15 protein-coding genes are annotated in these 17,027 nt (G+C 39.0%); 10 read left to right on the forward strand and 5 right to left on the reverse strand.

The window, feature by feature from the left end; translation table 11 throughout:
- Positions 1-3: 3 nt before the first annotated feature.
- Positions 4-789: a M90 family metallopeptidase gene (locus ACFSAH_RS08785; RefSeq protein WP_379662349.1), complete on the forward strand. Its 786-nt coding sequence runs from the start codon at positions 4-6 to the stop codon at positions 787-789.
- Between the two features lie 36 nt (positions 790-825).
- Here ACFSAH_RS08785 and ACFSAH_RS08790 read toward each other — a convergent pair whose 3' ends face one another.
- Positions 826-2,535 carry a glycoside hydrolase family 3 protein gene (locus ACFSAH_RS08790; RefSeq protein WP_379662350.1) on the reverse strand — a complete coding sequence of 570 codons (1,710 nt, stop codon included), beginning with the start codon at positions 2,533-2,535 and terminating at the stop codon, positions 826-828.
- 26 nt (positions 2,536-2,561) lie between these two features.
- Complete coding sequence (locus tag ACFSAH_RS08795; RefSeq protein WP_379662351.1) at positions 2,562-3,749, reverse strand: MFS transporter; 1,188 nt, start codon at positions 3,747-3,749, stop codon at positions 2,562-2,564.
- Positions 3,750-3,860: 111 nt separating this feature from the next.
- On the opposite strand from ACFSAH_RS08795, the gene ACFSAH_RS08800 reads away from it, so the two are divergent.
- Positions 3,861-4,847 carry a hypothetical protein gene (locus ACFSAH_RS08800; RefSeq protein WP_379662352.1) on the forward strand — a complete coding sequence of 329 codons (987 nt, stop codon included), beginning with the start codon at positions 3,861-3,863 and terminating at the stop codon, positions 4,845-4,847.
- 175 nt (positions 4,848-5,022) lie between these two features.
- Here ACFSAH_RS08800 and ACFSAH_RS08805 read toward each other — a convergent pair whose 3' ends face one another.
- Together ACFSAH_RS08805 and polA are read right to left on the reverse strand one after the other, a co-directional pair.
- Entirely contained in the window at positions 5,023-5,640 is a 618-nt protein-coding gene (locus ACFSAH_RS08805) for a rhomboid family intramembrane serine protease (protein WP_379662353.1), read from the reverse strand.
- Between the two features lie 10 nt (positions 5,641-5,650).
- Entirely contained in the window at positions 5,651-8,446 is a 2,796-nt protein-coding gene (polA, locus tag ACFSAH_RS08810) for a DNA polymerase I (protein ID WP_379662354.1), read from the reverse strand.
- Between the two features lie 684 nt (positions 8,447-9,130).
- Here polA and ACFSAH_RS08815 point away from each other — a divergent pair.
- Both ACFSAH_RS08815 and ACFSAH_RS08820 read left to right on the forward strand, forming a co-directional pair.
- Positions 9,131-9,364 carry a hypothetical protein gene (locus ACFSAH_RS08815; protein ID WP_379662355.1) on the forward strand — a complete coding sequence of 78 codons (234 nt, stop codon included), beginning with the start codon at positions 9,131-9,133 and terminating at the stop codon, positions 9,362-9,364.
- The gene (locus ACFSAH_RS08820; protein ID WP_379662356.1) at positions 9,348-9,647 is read left to right on the forward strand and encodes a type II toxin-antitoxin system RelE/ParE family toxin; all 300 of its coding nucleotides are present in this window, start codon (positions 9,348-9,350) and stop codon (positions 9,645-9,647) included. Before ACFSAH_RS08815 ends, ACFSAH_RS08820 begins: the two co-directional genes overlap by 17 nt.
- Positions 9,648-10,377: 730 nt before the next feature.
- Here ACFSAH_RS08820 and ACFSAH_RS08825 read toward each other — a convergent pair.
- Positions 10,378-11,508 carry a hypothetical protein gene (locus ACFSAH_RS08825; protein ID WP_379662357.1) on the reverse strand — a complete coding sequence of 377 codons (1,131 nt, stop codon included), beginning with the start codon at positions 11,506-11,508 and terminating at the stop codon, positions 10,378-10,380.
- Positions 11,509-11,553: 45 nt separating this feature from the next.
- Between ACFSAH_RS08825 and ACFSAH_RS08830 the strand changes: the two genes are divergently transcribed.
- The 6 genes from ACFSAH_RS08830 to ACFSAH_RS08855 all read left to right on the forward strand — a co-directional run.
- A complete protein-coding gene (locus ACFSAH_RS08830) occupies positions 11,554-12,573 on the forward strand; it encodes a dipeptide epimerase (RefSeq protein WP_379662358.1) in 1,020 nt (339 codons plus the stop codon).
- Between the two features lie 103 nt (positions 12,574-12,676).
- A complete protein-coding gene (gltX, locus tag ACFSAH_RS08835; RefSeq protein ID WP_379662359.1) occupies positions 12,677-14,188 on the forward strand; it encodes a glutamate--tRNA ligase in 1,512 nt (503 codons plus the stop codon).
- A gap of 152 nt (positions 14,189-14,340) precedes the next feature.
- Complete coding sequence (locus tag ACFSAH_RS08840) at positions 14,341-15,081, forward strand: hypothetical protein (protein WP_379662360.1); 741 nt, start codon at positions 14,341-14,343, stop codon at positions 15,079-15,081.
- Between the two features lie 3 nt (positions 15,082-15,084).
- Positions 15,085-15,384 (forward strand): helix-turn-helix transcriptional regulator, encoded by a 300-nt coding sequence (locus ACFSAH_RS08845; RefSeq protein WP_379662361.1) that lies wholly within the window; start codon positions 15,085-15,087, stop codon positions 15,382-15,384.
- A 414-nt stretch (positions 15,385-15,798) separates the two neighbouring features.
- Positions 15,799-16,578, forward strand: coding sequence for a response regulator transcription factor (locus ACFSAH_RS08850; RefSeq protein WP_379662362.1), 780 nt, complete (start codon positions 15,799-15,801; stop codon positions 16,576-16,578).
- A gap of 145 nt (positions 16,579-16,723) precedes the next feature.
- On the forward strand, positions 16,724-17,027 hold a 304-nt coding region (locus ACFSAH_RS08855), incomplete at its 3' end, for a hypothetical protein (protein ID WP_379662363.1).

Genomic DNA, 17,027 nt, shown 5'->3' on the forward strand with positions numbered 1-17,027 from the left:
GGTATGGAAGTAGCATTTATCATAATAACCCTTGTTGTCTTCTTGTATATATTGAGGGCTACAGCGATAAAAAAGAATAAGCAGTCAAAAAACAGGGAAATTAGTACTGATGAAAGAGAGGTTTTAGAAACAAACGTTGCTTTCTATCAGAAATTACCGGAAGAGAAAAAGCGGGTGTTTGAGCAAAAAGTTCTTTCGTTTTTAGAAGGTGTGATTATAGAGGGCATTGGAACCGATGTTACTTTGTCTGATCGGATGCTGATTGCTTCCAGTGCTGTAATTCCTATTTTTGGGTTTCCAGATTGGAAATATAAAAACCTGAGAAACATATTGGTCTATCCCGAGAACTTTAATAAATCATATCAGTTTGAAGGACACGCAGATAGAAATATTATGGGAATGGTGGGAGATGGATTAATGAATGGGAAAATGCTGCTTTCGCAATCGGCATTAAGAGCAGGTTTTTCTATGAGTAATGATGGTAACAATACCGCCATTCACGAGTTTGTACATTTACTGGATAAATCTGACGGAGCTACAGACGGCATACCCGAATATTTGTTGAACCATAGCTATACCATTCCGTGGTTGAAAATTATTCATCAGGAAATGCTCAAAATAGAAAAGAATAAATCAGATATCAATCCTTATGCCTTAACAAACGAAGCCGAATTTTTTGCTGTTGTATCCGAATATTTCTTTGAAAAACCAGATCAGTTAAAAAAGAGACATCCGGAACTGTATGAAAAATTAACTTTAATCTTTGATCAGGATCTGGCTGTGAATTAGATTTTAGGCATTTACGCCTAAAATCTAATAAAAGGCTTACCTCATCAAAATCCCATCCCCATATTTAAAAAATGCATTTACGCTTACCGGAAGTTTTCCGTTGGCCTTTAACGTCCCTAATATAACTTTCGAAGCAGCTAACTGTATTTCCGGTAGGTTCTGATAGCCAAGTAAGATAGATGCAGACCTTTCAAAGCCGGGTATTCCGCTAATAACATAAGGATTGGCAAACAAGGCCGTAATGGTGTTTTTAGTGGAAAACTCAGAAATAAATTGGGTCAGGTGATTGGGAAAATCCAGTTTACTGGCAGGTCTGCTTCTGGAATCAATAACGGCCATTACAATCTGGTCGTACTGTTTTACCGTAGTTCTGATGGTGGCAAGTTCCAGTTCGCCCACATTTTTTGGGATATTAATCACTAATGCTCCCGGTTTTATTTTCTTTAAAGTATTAGAAAATACAGTGTTTTCGGAAGAACCTACATTTAATATCACTGTTTTTCTTACAAAATCATTCCTTAACGGAAATGCAGCAGTGCCTTTAAGTACTGTAATGGAAGCATCAGCCATTTGTTGTATTAAAGTGGTAGATTCTTGACGGTTCAGATCCCTGAAAACATTTGCCGTACTAACGGGTTGGTAATTATCTAAGCCTAACCAATATTTAGCATATAATATTTTCTTGACCTTGGCATCAATCTCTTCCCAGCTTATCTGCTTGGCTTTAATTGCTTTTTTAACCATTTTAATAGCTCGTTCTACATCCTCTGATAGTTCTATCACATCTAAACCAGCAATTAACGCCTTAACATCGGCCTGGCCATTTGGAAAGAATTTAACCACCCCTTTCATGTCCATGGCATCAGAAACCACCAGACCTTTAAACCCAAACTCATTCTTCAATATCCCGGTTACAATAGGTTTAGACAAAGACGAAGATAAAGTAGGTGTTGGATCTAAAGAAGGAATATTCATATGGCCAACCATTACGCCGCCAACGCCATTAGCCATTATTTTCTTGAAAGGATACATCTCTAAGGTGTCCAGTCTTGTTCTGGTAAAGTTTAGTTGAGGTAAATCGTAATGAGAATCAACATCTGTGTCGCCGTGTCCGGGGAAATGTTTTGCAGTGGTGAGGATCCCATTTTCCTGCATACCTTTCATATAAGCAATTCCTTTGTCGGCAACATTATATTTATTCTCTCCAAAAGATCTGAAGTTAATCACAGGGTTGTTTGCATTATTATTGACATCAACAGCAGGAGCAAAGTTGATATGCATGCCCAGTCGTTTAAAATCTTTAGCCACCTGCTCGCCCATCTTATACAATAATTGATCGTTTTGCATGGCTCCCAATGTCATTTGGAAAGGATAAGATATGGTGCTGTCCAGGCGCATACCCACACCCCACTCTGCATCCATGGCAATCATTAGCGGCACTTTTACCAGTTGTTGGTATTGGTTGGTTAAAGCAGCCTGTCGTTCCGGCCCACCTTGAAAAAAGACCACTCCACCTATGTGGTTGTCTTTAATTAATTTGGCCACTTTTTCAGAATATTCTACTCCCTTATCCGTATGGGCTCTTACCATAAACAATTGTCCTAGCTTTTCTGCATGAGACATAGATTTAAAAACAGAATCTACCCATGTATTGCGCTGATTAAGAAAATCTATAAAAGGAGGTCTCTTCTGTGCAGAAGTGTTTAAAGAGTAACAACAGGCAATAAGCAACAATAATTTTTTCATCTGTAAAAGTATTTGATCTTTAAATATTATACTGAATAGTGTTTTTTCTTTTTGATACGCATATAGTTCAAAAGGTAAGCCAAAGCCACTAAATTAATAGCGGCAGAACCATAAAAAATATAAGGTATTCTGGAAATAACATCCTGAAAGAAATAGCCGGCGAATAAAGCACCCAATCCAATTCCGGCTTCCAATGCTATATACATGGTGGCAATAGATTTTCCGCGCTTATCCTCGTCACTTAAATCTACCGCCCATGCAGAAATGGCGGGAGAGAAAGTTCCGGTAGCAAAACCATATAAAATAGATCCGGAAATTAGTCCCATACTGGTTGGCCAAACAGCCATCCAGGTAATGGAAATGCACAGCAAAATTAACGAAACCCGTAACACAGGTTCCCGTCCGTATTTATCGGCAACCTTCCCGGCGAACAATCTTACCGTAATAGACGCCAGTGTAAATACCATGAAAAATATCCCTTTGTTCTTAATACCGATAGATTCCGACCAATCAGGAATCAGCGTAATCAAAGTACCATAACTTACATAGCTAAAAAGTGTTACCCAAAAAACGGGGAGAGCCTGTTTATTAATAATCTCGTTTTTCCTGATTTTTAATAGTGCAGGCGTAAATTTCTGTTTATCGGCTAAGGTCTCCTTCATATTGAAAATAATGGCAATAGAAAGTAGTGCAAATACCGAAGAAACATAAAACAAAACGTTGATAGAGGTATAAAGCGTGATGGTACTTCCAATGGCAGGGCCAACGGCCATCCCTATAGAAAAACAAAGCCCATGAAATCCCATGGCTTCTCCCCATCTGCTTTTTGGAATAATATCTGCAATATATGCTGCGGTGGCAGTAGGTTTAAAACCCGTAGAAAACCCATGTGTTAATCGTAAAAACAGAAATCCTGCCACAGAGGTAAGCAAAGGATATAAAAGTCCGCAAACAAAACATACCAGAGAGCCTACAGCCATAATAGGCACACGGCCAATCTTATCGGTCAGTTTGCCGCTAAAAGGTCTGGAAATGCCCGCTGTAAGTGTAAAAAGAGCAATAATAAGTCCCTTGTATTCTGCACCGCCCAAACTGCTTAAATAAGCCGGAAGCTCGGGGATAAGCATGTTAAAACTGGAAGAGAATAAGAAAGAACTTAAACAAAGTAATAAATATTGTAAGGTATAAATAGATTTCTGTTCGCTGTATTCCAATGGTTGATTTGTTTTGATGGCAAAAGTACACATTACCTTAGAGTCAGGTATTACAAAAACATGATTTTTACTTTTAACAGATTGTTAAAATGCTTATGTACTTTTGCGGCTATGAAACAGAAACTCTATCAGCCTTTTGTATCTATGTCTTTTGATAATAACCGTTGCTTTTTAAGTGGCGAAAAGTTGGAGTCAACAGCAGAGAAAATGAATGTTTTTGGTGATTGGTTGATAGATAGATATCAGTTGAATGAGCGCCCGTTTAAGATGCTGGACGAGAGTATGCTAACCTATGCAGATATTTCTGTTCCCTGTTCTGATGCGGTGAAGGTACATTTCTCTGCTTTAGAGAAAACAATTGAAGAAGCATTTTTGGGCGGGTACGAAAAGGTGTGCAAGCTGGATGAATTCAAGCTTTTTCAGTGGACAGCAAAAACGGTGTACGGAATCATATTCAGGGAGATACAGGCTGCTATTGTATCGCAAAGCAGAAGCGGAGAAGGTTTTTATATGTCGCAGGGACTTATGCATAAATTCGGAAACCTGCATAATATGCTGCAATCAGTGAACTTGCCGGTGTATTTTGAAGATTTTAAACCCTGGAGCATATTTATCTGTCCGGTAGATAATCTGGAAAACGAATTCTCGTATCGGGATGAGATCAATACCATGACTTTCTCTTTAAGGATGAATGATTTCGGTATTATTCTTTGCTTGCAGGATAATGGGGTAAATAAAGTTTACCATCAGGATGTTTGGAACAAAGTAGAAGGGCAAAAGCTACACCCCATTCAGTTTGAAGAACTTTGCGGAAAGGTTTATTACTCTGCATACCTGTTTAACCGTTTGCCCGAATACCATATTATGCCAACACCGGACGGAATATATTTAGAGGCGTCGCCATTGCGCGGTATGAGCTCCAAACCTTTATTTGATGATTGGCAGAACAAAACCTATGGACAGGTACTGGAGAACTTCTGGAAAAAATGGGGTTTTCTGTTATTGGAAATTATTAAAAACCCGGAAAAGCCCGTAAGCTACCTGTTTGATGATAATGGTGATTTTGTGCTTGCCAATAGTATTACTCTGGAGAGATAGTTTGATCTGAATTTAAGAAATAGGTGCTTTTTATCAAAGAACTGTTTCAAAAACAAAAACGATGTTATTGCAATGAGAACAGCGAAGAGAAATCTTCTTCTGGAGTATTCCTGAAACAGATTCCTCGACTTTGCTCGGAATAACAAATTACACAGCCCCGTTGTATGTTTCCGCTCTAAAAAAACTGTCCTATCTCTCCCATAAAATGAGAAATAACCTGTGGATACAATAATATGGTTATCACAATACCAGCAATGGCACCAAAAAAGTGTGCGTCATGATTAATTCCCTGACCGGGTAATTTACTCGCATAACTGCTGTAAGCCAGAAAAATAATCCCATATAAAATTGCCGGAATAGGAAGAGGAATAGGGAATACAATTAAAGACGAAAACGGAAAAAACAGAATAGAGCTAAAAACCACGGCACAAACCGCTCCCGATGCTCCCAGGCTATGGTAGTTAAATTGGTTTTTATGTTTCTTAACGGATGGCAGATCGCACAGAATAAGACTGCCTATATACAATATACCAAACTGCCAGTGGCCAATAATTCTTTCCAGGTTAAAAGCGAAAAAATAAAATGAGAACATATTGAAGCCTAAATGCGCCCAATCTTTATGCACAAAACCACTAGTAACCAGTTGAAAAAGGTTTTTGCCACGGGATACAGAATAAGGGTGCAACATTAATTTGCCCAGAGCACTGGGTTTGTTAAAAGCATAAATACTTAAAATAATAGTGGCTGCAAATATAATAGAGGCTACCGGAGCCGAATTTAATATAGATAACATAGATTTAAGTTTAATGAGCTTCTAACCAATTTTTACCTTCGCCAATTTCAACAACAATAGGAACAGAGGTTTTGATGGCATTTTTCATTCTATCCAGAATAATTTCTTTGACCGCCTCTTTTTCTGTAATCAATACATCAAAAACCAACTCATCATGTACCTGCATCGTCATTTTAGATTGTAGTTTTTTAGCCGTCATATCTTTGTGGATATTCAGCATAGCAATCTTAATCATATCTGCTGCAGAACCCTGGATGGGGGCATTAATGGCATTTCGTTCAGCAAAACCTCGTACTGTTGCATTTGCCGAGTTGATGTCCCGTAAATATCTTCTGCGGCCCATAATGGTTTCCACATAGCCATTTTCACGGGCAAAGTTCATCGTGTCCGACATGTAATCTTTAATGCCCTTATATTGCTCGAAATAGTTTTCGATGATTTCTGCCGCTTCTTTTCTTGGAATACCCAGATTTTGCGATAATCCAAATGCAGATTGTCCGTAAATAATACCAAAGTTTACAGCCTTTGCATTTCTACGCTGATCTGATGTAACCTCTTTAATATCTAAGCCATAAACTTTTGCGGCAGTGGCGGTATGAATATCTAAGCCCTTAGAAAATGCGTCCAGCATGTTTTCGTCCTTGCTGATTTCAGCTATAATGCGAAGTTCTATCTGAGAGTAATCCGCAGAAAGCAAAATATGGCGCTCATCTCTGGGGATAAATGCTTTTCTTACTTCCCGTCCTTTTTCTGTGCGGATTGGAATATTCTGCAGGTTAGGGTTGTTAGAGCTTAAACGGCCTGTGGCTGCCACAGCCTGATTGTAGGAGGTGTGTACCCTTCCGGTTTTTGAATTGATTAATTGCGGAAGCGCATCAACATAGGTGGATTTTAGTTTTTGCAATTGTCTAAAATCCAGAATGTCTTTAACAATGTCCGATTTATTGGCTAAAGCCAGTAATACATCTTCTCCTGTCTGGTACTGACCGGTTTTAGTTTTTTTAGCTTTGGGGTCTAGTTTTAATTTATCGAATAAGACTTCTCCCAGTTGTTTAGGAGAGGCAATATTAAACTTTACGCCTGCTTTTTCGTGTACCGTAGCTTCTAATGCAGCAATGTCTTTTTCCAGTTCTTTAGAAAACTCCTGTAGTTGGTTAGTGTCTATTTTTACCCCTTCTTTTTCCATATCGCCCAACACGTAAATTAAAGGGTTTTCCATTTCTCTGGCTAGCTTGTCGGCCTTGGCCTCTACCAGCATGGGTTCGAACACCTGTTGCAGCTGTAAGGTGATATCAGCATCCTCAGAAGCGTAATCTTTTACTTTTCCCACCTCTACCTCACGCATATTGAGCTGGTTTTTACCCTTTTTACCAATCAATTCGGTAATGGAAACCGGTATATAACCCAGATAATTTTCCGATAGAACGTCCATATTGTGTCTGGTATCCGGATCAAGCAGGTAATGCGCAATCATGGTATCAAAAAACTCTCCTTTAAGATCAATTCCATACCATTTTAATACAATAAAATCATATTTCAGATTCTGTCCTACCTTGCGTATTTTTTCATTCTCCAGAAAAGGACGTAAGATTTCCAGGTATTCCTGAGCTTCTTTTCTGTCTTGCGGCAGGTTAACATAATAGGCATCTCCGGCTTTATAGGCAAAAGAAAGTCCTACCAGTTCCGCTTCGTTGGCATCCAGCCCGGTAGTTTCTGTATCCATAGATACAGAATCCTGAAGGATAAGCTCGGCTACCAGTTTCTCCAAAGCAGCTTTATCGTCTATTAAAACATAGTTATGCGGGGTGTTGGTAATGTCTTTTCCCGGAGCTATTTCTTGTACTACCGATGGTTTTAATACCGGTTGGTTGCTTTCAGAGATACTGCCAAAAAGATCCATCTGACCGCTTGTAGGTCTGGCATCGGCCACATTGAAAGATTCGCCAAATACCCGTTTGCCTAAAGTTCTGAACTCTAATTCTGCAAACAGCGGTTCAAGCATTTCGCGGCTGGGTTCTTTAATCAGGAAATCCTCTTCATGAAATTCTACAGGAGCATCCAGTAATATAGTCGCTAAACGCTTAGATAATATTCCCTGTTCTGCAAAATTCTCTACGTTTTCTCTTTGTTTTCCTTTTAACTGGTCACTGTTGGCAATAATTTCTTCTACAGAGCCAAACTGTTTGATTAAGGCTTTAGCCGTTTTTTCTCCAATTCCGGGAATTCCGGGAATATTGTCCACCGCATCTCCCCATAAACCTAAAATATCTATAACCTGGTGCACATGTTCTATTTCCCATTTTTCCAAAACTTCCTTTACTCCTAGAATCTCCATATCGTTGCCCATTCTGGCAGGTTTATAGATAAAAATATTCTCAGATACCAACTGGGCAAAGTCCTTATCAGGGGTCATACAATAAACAGTATATCCCTCTTTTTCCGCTTGTTTTGCCAGGGTTCCAATAACATCATCAGCCTCGTAACCATCTGAGGTAATTACAGGAATATTAAACCCTTCGATGAGTTTTTTTACATAAGGCAAGGCAAGAGAGAGGTCTTCCGGCATGGCTTGTCGGTTAGCCTTATAGGCCTCAAAATCCGTATGTCTTTCTGTGGGTGCTGCGGTGTCAAAAACAACAGCCATGTGTGTAGGGTGCTCTTTCTTTAATACCTCCAGCAAAGTGTTGGTAAAACCCATCACTGCAGATGTATTAATACCTGTTGACGTGAATCTTGGGTTTTTGCTTAATGCGAAATGAGCTCTGTAAATTAAAGCCATTCCGTCTAAAAGAAAGAGTTTTTTCATGTTCTGTTCATTTGACACATTGCTAAAACAGCAATGGATTCCAAATTTAAAAAAATTGTGGTGGGGGAGGACTGTTTTTATTGATTTTTTACAAGACTTAGTAGGGTAAAATATAACTAAGTGTATGAGTTGACTCCCGATTTAATTTATCCGTAAAGTAGCCTTCCTCAAATTTTAGGGTAAGGTACCATTCTGTAGCCAGACAAATAGCAGATAGCTTATATGTTTTTCCGGTATGATTCGGTATTTACACCGGGGTGAGTCCACGTTTTTGCATAAAAACGTGGATTTTTAGCGGAGATGTAGAACTATTATTTTAAATTAAGCCGGTAATTGTTTGCTATCATTCTTTAATGTGTCTTTATGTATGGGTAAGGCATTTTAATCGAACGAGCAAAAGGGAGAGCTTTTGCTTTTACAAAGATACCCGTAAAACGCCGAGACAATTGAGTGGTTATAAAGGGAAAAAACTGTTTTAATTTTTCTGTTTGTTTTGACTAGGTGATACAATAACTTTTTTAATTATTTGAGTGGTTTCTTGATTTGCTTACTCAATAGTCTGGAAATCGTACCTTGAGATTATTAGACTAGTATGTTGCCTGTTATATTGTACATCCTGGTTTCTCCACAAATAAAAATAAAAAATGTAAATTTGATAATATAAAATCCTTAAAATAATAAATAATGGACATTGATATATCGGAGAAAAAAATAGAATTAATTCAATGGCTCTCTACAGTAGAAGATGCAACTATTATTGATAAGTTGATGAGGTTAAGACAAGAGGAAACAACAGATTGGTGGGGTTCTGTTTCTAAAGATGAGCAGGAATCTATTGAAAAAGGAGTTGCTGATGCCAATAACAAAAATTTAAAGCCACATTCATCCGCTAGAGAATTATATGAAAAATGGTTATAAGATTCTATGGACCGAAAATGCGTTAAAAGAACTTGCCCTAACCATTAAATACCTAGAGCAAAATTTTACTGAGAAAGAAATAAAAAAGCTCGCACAAAAGATTGAAAATGTAGTAAAATTAATTTCTCAAAATCCAAAACTATTTCCAAAGTCCGATAAAAAGAATATTTACAGACTGGTAATCTTGAAATACAATACGCTTTATTATAGAGTTAACGAAACTGATATTGAAATACTATCTTTCTTTTCAAATAGACAAAATCCGAAAAAGAAGAAACTGTAAGTAGGGTCCACTTTATCATAAAAGGATACTTTTTAACCAAAAGAAACACGCATGAAAGTGGAAATTGTGTATATCTGCATGGTCTCCATTCGATAAGATAACCCTTTTCCTAATTCATGTTTTAATTTTTCTGTCTGGGTTGATTTAGTAGCACAATAATTTTTTATAATAGATCTGTTGTTTGATTGGGTAATCAAATTAATCTGAAACCCCGTATTTGCTCTTTGTTAAAATAGGCAGTCTCATCAGTGGCAGCTTTTTTCTGGGTAATAAAAGAACATTTCGATTTCAATGTGACAACCTCTCATGACCTCAATTAGATTATTATTGTGTCGTTTGAATGGTCTTGAGTGAGCTTGCTTCGTTGTTTCTTTCCGATAAATAGGAACAGGCTCTCTCAAAGACGCTCTTATTATTTGTTATTACGATCCTGCGAAGTAATCTCTATAAGGTAATAATAAACATCTTACGTTCCGGGGATGAAGCTAGGAGTATTATAGTTAGTTTCTTTAGGTCACATTGAGCCCGTCGAAATGTAGTACGCCGGGTCAATAAAGTATAATAGCTGCTTGTTTATCATTCATCCTTAAACATTCAATATGGAATAACGTTTAATAGATTGCTTCACTCCGTTCGCAAAGACGCTCTTACTGTTTGTTATTACGATCCTGCGAAGTAAACTATATAAGGAAATGATAAAAATCACTCCTTTTGAATTCGAACTATTAAGTTAATACCTGTTATAAAAACCATTAATAGCATTTACCGTCTGAGAATAAATAGGTTTAGTAAATTCCAGAAACAAAGTTTGAGGCGGCGGCGGCATTACCTCTTTTTTACGGCACATAGCCAATTGTTCCTTAGATAAAGCTCTTTCATCTCCCGTGTAAGCTGCCCATGAATCTTGCCATACAAAAGTCCCCGGCATTTTTTGTTGATGCAAAGGTCGGTTGGTGCGGGCATCAATAATAGACATGTCCAACAAACCACCGGAGCTGATAGATTTGTCGAATATCGACAACCTGGCTTTAACGGTACTGTAAACCGGTCTTTTTTGATCGGTATAACCTACCAGTACATTTTCTTTTTTGATTTCCTCTACACGTTCTTTAACATAAGTCTGACCGACTACAAAATCGTCAAAACTTAAATACATCAGGTGGTCTGCCTGTACTTTTTGCCGTTTGGCATCTTCCGGGCGAAAGAACATAACAAAGTTTTTGGTTTCGTAATTTGCCATAAATCCGTCTAGTTGCGACTGAAAATAATCGTTAGAAAGCTTATAAAGGTTAGAGTTAACCTGTACCGGATAAACCACTACTTTTATGGCAGCGGCATAATAGGCTTCGTCCAGTTTGGTTCTTACATCCTTATATTTAGGGATAAAATAATCGGCCAGTTCATAATATCTGTACGCCACTTTTGCAGATTCTCTGTTTCTTTCAAGCATTAATTTATTGGCGGCAACATAACGTTCTTCTGCCGCTTTGTAGCGGGCATCGTTCAGTTCGGTATCGTAAAATCGCGGTCTCCCCACCGTATTCATACAGCTGGGGCAAGATTCCAGGCTAGCGCCAATATTGTTCAAATCCTCATAATTATAAACCACTTCGTCCCATTTAAAAGGGGTTATAGCCAGTTTGGCCTGTTCTATTTTACGTAAATGATTTTGCACCGCAAGGTCATAAGAGGCTGTTAGCGTATGTTTGGCCTTGGCATGGGTAGGGTTGCTTTTAAGTCTTTTTACAGCGGTATAAAAGGCATTATCATAATCACCCTTTTCTAACATTTTTGTGCCGCTGCTACAGGCATGCAGTATCAGAACAAATATTGACAGTAAAATTAGTTGGTTTCCTCTCATAGAAGATGTAGTTTTTAATATCTTTACTTTACTGGACGAATTTACATGAAGATAAGTTACGATTTACTAAATCTCGAATTAAAATTTCCATTTACTATTGCTCGCTATTCCAGAACCAGTACTCCGATACTCCTGCTGCGATTAAATTACAATGGCGTGGAAGGGATAGGCGAAGCCTCTATGGTACCCTACATGGGCGAAAGTTTCCAGACAGCAACGTCTTTTCTGAAAAAAGTGGATTTTGGAAGATTTACCTACCCGTTTAATATGGCGGAAATTGTGAGCTATCTGGACAGTCTGGAGGCGGGTTTGCCTGCCATAAAAGCGGCAATAGACATAGCTTTGTATGATATTACGGGAAAAATAGAAAGAAAATCCTGTTACCAACTATTTCATGCAGATGCACAAAAAATGCCTTTAACTACCTATACCGTAGGGATAGACACGCCACAGGTTATTGTAGAAAAAGTGGAGGACGCCCTGGCGAATGGTTTTCAGCTCATCAAAATAAAAATAGGCAGAGATAGCGACAGGCTTTTGATAGACACCATCCGGTCGGTGACCAATTTACCTTTGTATGTAGATGCCAATCAGGGGTGGGATGATAAAGTTAAAGGGGTCGAAATGACACATTGGCTACAAGAACAGGGCGTGATGTTGATAGAACAGCCTATGGATAAATCGGATGTTGAAGGCAATGCTTATATTACAGAACATAGTCCTATCCCCATTATAGGTGATGAAGCGGTACAACGACTGGTGGATGTTGAGCGGGTAAAAGGAGTGTACCATGGGATTAATGTAAAGCTGATGAAGTCTGCCGGCATGTACGAGGCTTTTCAAATGATGCAACAGGCGAAGAGTATGGGCATGAAGCTGATGATTGGTTGCATGAGCGAAACCAGCGCAGCTACACTGGCGGGGGCAAGTTTGGCTCCGCTTTGTGATTTTGCCGATTTAGACGGGCCGTTTCTGACGACCAATAATCCTTTTAAAAAACCGGAGTTTAAAGACGGCAGGTATGTTTTAAGCGAAAGACCCGGATTAGGAATTGAAAGGGAGTAACTCTTTGATTTTGGTCTCTTAAATTTCTTTGTACTTTAAAATTTAATAAGCGTAACTTTGCACCTCCAAAGCCGTAAGGCTTTTTTAACCTTTCAGAATTACGATGGACAAGAAAGTAAGAGTCAGATTTGCACCCAGCCCAACCGGCGGATTACATATTGGTGGAGTGCGCACCATCTTATTCAATTATCTTTTTGCTAAAAAAAATAATGGAGAATTTATCCTGAGGATAGAGGATACCGACCAAACCCGTTATGTTCCGGGAGCAGAAGAATATATTATTAACTGCTTAAAATGGTGTGGATTAAATCCGGATGAAGGACCAGATACAGGTGGAGCTTACGGCCCATACAGACAAAGCGAACGCAAACCTATTTATAAGCAATATGCGGAAGAGCTGGTTAGCAATGGTTATGCCTATTATGCTTTTGATACTCCCGAAGAGCTGGAGAATGCCAGAAATACTATAGAGAACTTCAGATACGATAAATCGACGCGGATGTCGTTGAAAAACTCGTTAACCCTTTCTGCCCAAGAGGTTGAAGAGCTGATTGCACAGGGAGTTCCTCATGTGGTGCGTATAAAAGTTCCCGGAGATCAAAATATCTATTTCAAAGACTTGATTCGTGGCGATGTAAGTTTTGACAGTAACGAAGTAGACGATAAAGTTTTACTGAAAGCAGATGGCATGCCAACCTACCATTTAGCGGTGGTTGTAGATGATTATCTGATGAAAATTACCCATGCTTTCCGTGGAGAAGAGTGGTTGCCATCATCGCCTATCCATATTTTGTTATGGAGATTTTTGGGATGGGAAGCAGCTATGCCTGCATGGGCTCACTTACCGTTGATATTAAAGCCGGATGGCCATGGTAAATTAAGTAAGCGCGATGGTCAACGTTTGGGCTTTCCGGTATATGCTATGAACTGGACAGATCCTGCAACACAGGAATTGGCAGAAGGGTTTAAGGAGGTAGGCTTTTTGCCAGAAGCATTTTTAAATATGCTGGCTATGCTGGGCTGGAATGACGGGACGGATCAGGAGCTTTTTTCTTTAGAAGAGCTATGTGATAAGTTTTCTCTGGAAAGAGTAAATAAAGCAGGTGCTAAATTTGACTACGAGAAAGCAAAATGGTACAATGCCGAGTGGATCAAGAAATCTACAGCACCAAGCTTATACCCTTATGTAGTTGCTGTATTGGCAGAGAAAGGTATAAATCCGGCACAAGAGCATTTGATAAAAGTTATAGATATGGTTAAAGAGCGTTGTACCTTATTACCGGATTTCTATCAACAAGCCTCTTTCTTCTTTGAAGCACCGTATCAATATGATGTTGATGCTGTTAAACCAAAATGGAATGCAGATAAAACGGCTTTCTTTGAAGCTTATATCAAGCAAATTGAAGCAGGAGACTTTGCAGATGCAACTGTTTTGGAAGCAGAATTTAAGCAGTTAGCCGCAGATAAGGGACTAAAAATAGGGGAAGTTATGCTGCCTTTCAGGATTATGCTGGTAGGTGGAAAGTTTGGACCTCAGGTTTTTGATATTGCGCTGGCTTTAGGAAGAGAAGAAACTATTAGCAGAATAATAAAGGCATTGCCTTTATTTCAATAATTAATTTAGGATATAAGAGAGGGCAACAGTAAAAGTAGCCTCTCTCTTATTCTGGCTATGTGCACCATTACCTCACCATTGTAGCACATTCACCTCCGGTATAGCGTTGTTTATTGTAAAAATGTTTTTTAATTTAAAGAGCTTATTTGTCAATGGATATGCAGACCAAATCAGCAGAAAACACAAGCCTAACAGATACCCCTTCTTCTGTAAAGAAGATGGATCAGTATCTTCCTTCTATTGCTGAATTCAGCGATTTACCCCATAAATATGCGGCCACAGCCGAACCGCTATCTAATAAAGGAAAATTTGGTTGGGAAAATGAGGTTGAGCAAGTAGAGTTTTATTATGTACGGCTTGGAGACGATGCCGTTATCTGGAATCAGCAGGTTCAGATAAAACAAGATCAGGATATTACCCTAAAACCTACTAAACAAGCCCAGCCGGCTTATATTTTTACGTATTTTTTTGAAGCCAGTATTCCCCTGCGTATCAATAATGATTATATATTTGACCAAAGAAAGTTAGTATTCTGTAATGATCTGGGACAATATCGATTGTTTATGCCCAAAGGTTTCGAGGGGCATATCCTTCAGATTGTGATTTCTGAATATTTCCTCAAAAACTATGTTGCAGCACATAGCTTGCAACATCCTATTGTAGCTGCCATTGTAAACAGGCAGGATCCCACACCATTAATTATATCTGGTTTACCCTTATACGTACACCATGCACTGGAAAATATTGTAGATTGTTTATATACCGAGAAAAATGTGCTGATTCATAAGCTTCCGATATTACAATTGACTGCCCATTTTGTCGATATATTCTTTAAAGAGTATCTTGAGCAGCAGGCTCGTACCCATAAGCTTTTGCTTGACGAGGATTTTTAAAAAATGCTGCGTAAGTTTTTTCGCCAAAGAATAGCAGGACCCTTTTGTGGGGTACTTACTTTAACTGCTTATTTTGGAACATCTGTAAGTACATTTAAACGACTTTTTGAAAAGTATTTTAATACCACTCCTCTTGAATATTTTAAGAATATGCAGATAGAGGAATCTAAAAAGCTGTTGAAATCCAAAAAATATAGCGTAGCTCAGGTATCCCGTAAGCTGGGCTTTAGCTCTCCTACTAATTTTATCCGGACGTTTAAACAATATACGGGTACTACCCCCAGGCAGTTTCCAAGCAGGTGAGCGGGAGTTTGTCTTTATGATTGCTCGTTTTTCGTTGCCATTCTGCACTCCCCGGGTATAGGAACAAGCTCCCAAACAAGGCGGGGATGACCCAAATAACTGGAAAACAGGACTAATAATAGTCGAAATCAGGGTAATAGTTTCTTGTTTGCTCATTCTTGTTTTTTAATATTAAACATCCCCGGTTTAGTGCAGCTCATCATTCACAGTTAATGGGTTTATAGTTTAGGGCTTGTTCTTCCATTCATTCTTACAACAACGTTTTTTGTGTTTTACAGTGGCAAGTTGTATGTTTATAATGGGCTAAGGGAGCCGGGCATAAAATAGTGCACAGTAAAAGTTGGTTTCCTATTGGTTATCAATAGCATCAAATATCAATAAAATGATAGTGTATTTCTACAACAGAAGATAGATATGAAAGAAACCATAATCTCCTCTTTTTTAAAACAGCATGCAGAAGCAGGCTATTGTCATAAAGATATCGTAGCAGAGGGTACATTATTCAGAGGGCTTCTGGAGCAGCTGTCTGCTCAAACCCAAAATGTTTTCTCCATTTTTGACCTCAAAGAATTCAAATACCGTTATTTTACATCCAATCTGTACGGTATGTACGGCATCCGCCCCCAGGATGGCTTTGATTTTGGAAAAGCACTGGAGGCCAGCCGGGCGGGCTACGAAGGTATTGCTGTATTTATGAACCTGATGAAGGAATCTTTATTAAAACACTCCCCCGACGAGGTGAGCAACTGTAATATTACTGCCAGTGGTATGCCTGTTGTAAATACCTGCGGAGTAAAACTAAAGCTTTTTATACATACAGTGCCTTTATGTTCGGTAGAAAACGACGAGGGCTATCCCCGCTATTGGTTGTCTGTATTACAGGATATCAGTGCTTTTATAGAAGAAGGTTATTGGTTGCGGGCTGTGGTTGCAGACCGTATATACCATCAGTCTTACGGCGATATCCAGGTACATCAGAAAGAACTGATTACCCCCTCTCAATTGGAAATATTAAAATGCTGGATGGAGCATGGAGATAGCAAAGCCATAGCGGCACAATTGCACATCAGTGATGCCACGGTCAGAAACCAGTTGGTATCCATCCGCGGCAGGTTGTTAGCTCGTGACAACTCGGCAGCTGTAAAGCTCGCCATGTCATGCGGTATGCTATCCCCCCGATATAAAAAGACCTAATATTTGATGGACAACTAACCGTACCTTACCATAAGTTTATTACCTTTTTGTGTCCAACAACCCCTAATCAAATAAACCCTCCAGTTCGTCATATAGTCTTGTACCTGACCGACTGGCAGTTGAGGATTTGGCAGCCATTTGCGACATGATGTGGATAAAAATGTGGAAAACTACCTGTTCTGCACCTCTCAAACGCATAGGGTATAACCTTTTCGAACGCAATACTTTTGTAACGGTAACACATTATAAAACCAATCAATTACTGCTTATGAATAGGTTATTGCTACTTATTGTTTTCTTGTTTTGCTCCAGTGGGGCGTTTTCGCAATCAATGGTTCCCGCCAATAATATTCTTTATGTCAAGGAAGGGGCAGCAGGCGATGGCTCCTCATGGGATAAATCCGCCGACCTTGCCGATGCCTTGAAATGGGCAAACGAGAAAGTGGATG

This window comes from Pseudopedobacter beijingensis (assembly GCF_042678145.1).
Taxonomy (GTDB): domain Bacteria; phylum Bacteroidota; class Bacteroidia; order Sphingobacteriales; family Sphingobacteriaceae; genus Pseudopedobacter; species Pseudopedobacter beijingensis.

Bases quoted from the DNA above. Each gene is read 5' to 3' on its own strand.
- ACFSAH_RS08785 (WP_379662349.1), top strand. From the start codon at position 4: ATGGAAGTAGCATTTATCATAATAACCCTTGTTGTCTTCTTGTATATA.
- ACFSAH_RS08790 (WP_379662350.1), bottom strand. From the start codon at position 2,535: ATGAAAAAATTATTGTTGCTTATTGCCTGTTGTTACTCTTTAAACACT.
- ACFSAH_RS08800 (WP_379662352.1), top strand. From the start codon at position 3,861: ATGAAACAGAAACTCTATCAGCCTTTTGTATCTATGTCTTTTGATAAT.
- ACFSAH_RS08805 (WP_379662353.1), bottom strand. From the start codon at position 5,640: ATGTTATCTATATTAAATTCGGCTCCGGTAGCCTCTATTATATTTGCA.
- polA (WP_379662354.1), bottom strand. From the start codon at position 8,446: ATGAAAAAACTCTTTCTTTTAGACGGAATGGCTTTAATTTACAGAGCT.
- ACFSAH_RS08815 (WP_379662355.1), top strand. From the start codon at position 9,131: ATGGACATTGATATATCGGAGAAAAAAATAGAATTAATTCAATGGCTC.
- ACFSAH_RS08820 (WP_379662356.1), top strand. From the start codon at position 9,348: ATGAAAAATGGTTATAAGATTCTATGGACCGAAAATGCGTTAAAAGAA.
- ACFSAH_RS08825 (WP_379662357.1), bottom strand. From the start codon at position 11,508: ATGAGAGGAAACCAACTAATTTTACTGTCAATATTTGTTCTGATACTG.
- ACFSAH_RS08830 (WP_379662358.1), top strand. From the start codon at position 11,554: ATGAAGATAAGTTACGATTTACTAAATCTCGAATTAAAATTTCCATTT.
- gltX (WP_379662359.1), top strand. From the start codon at position 12,677: ATGGACAAGAAAGTAAGAGTCAGATTTGCACCCAGCCCAACCGGCGGA.
- ACFSAH_RS08840 (WP_379662360.1), top strand. From the start codon at position 14,341: ATGGATATGCAGACCAAATCAGCAGAAAACACAAGCCTAACAGATACC.
- ACFSAH_RS08845 (WP_379662361.1), top strand. From the start codon at position 15,085: ATGCTGCGTAAGTTTTTTCGCCAAAGAATAGCAGGACCCTTTTGTGGG.
- ACFSAH_RS08850 (WP_379662362.1), top strand. From the start codon at position 15,799: ATGAAAGAAACCATAATCTCCTCTTTTTTAAAACAGCATGCAGAAGCA.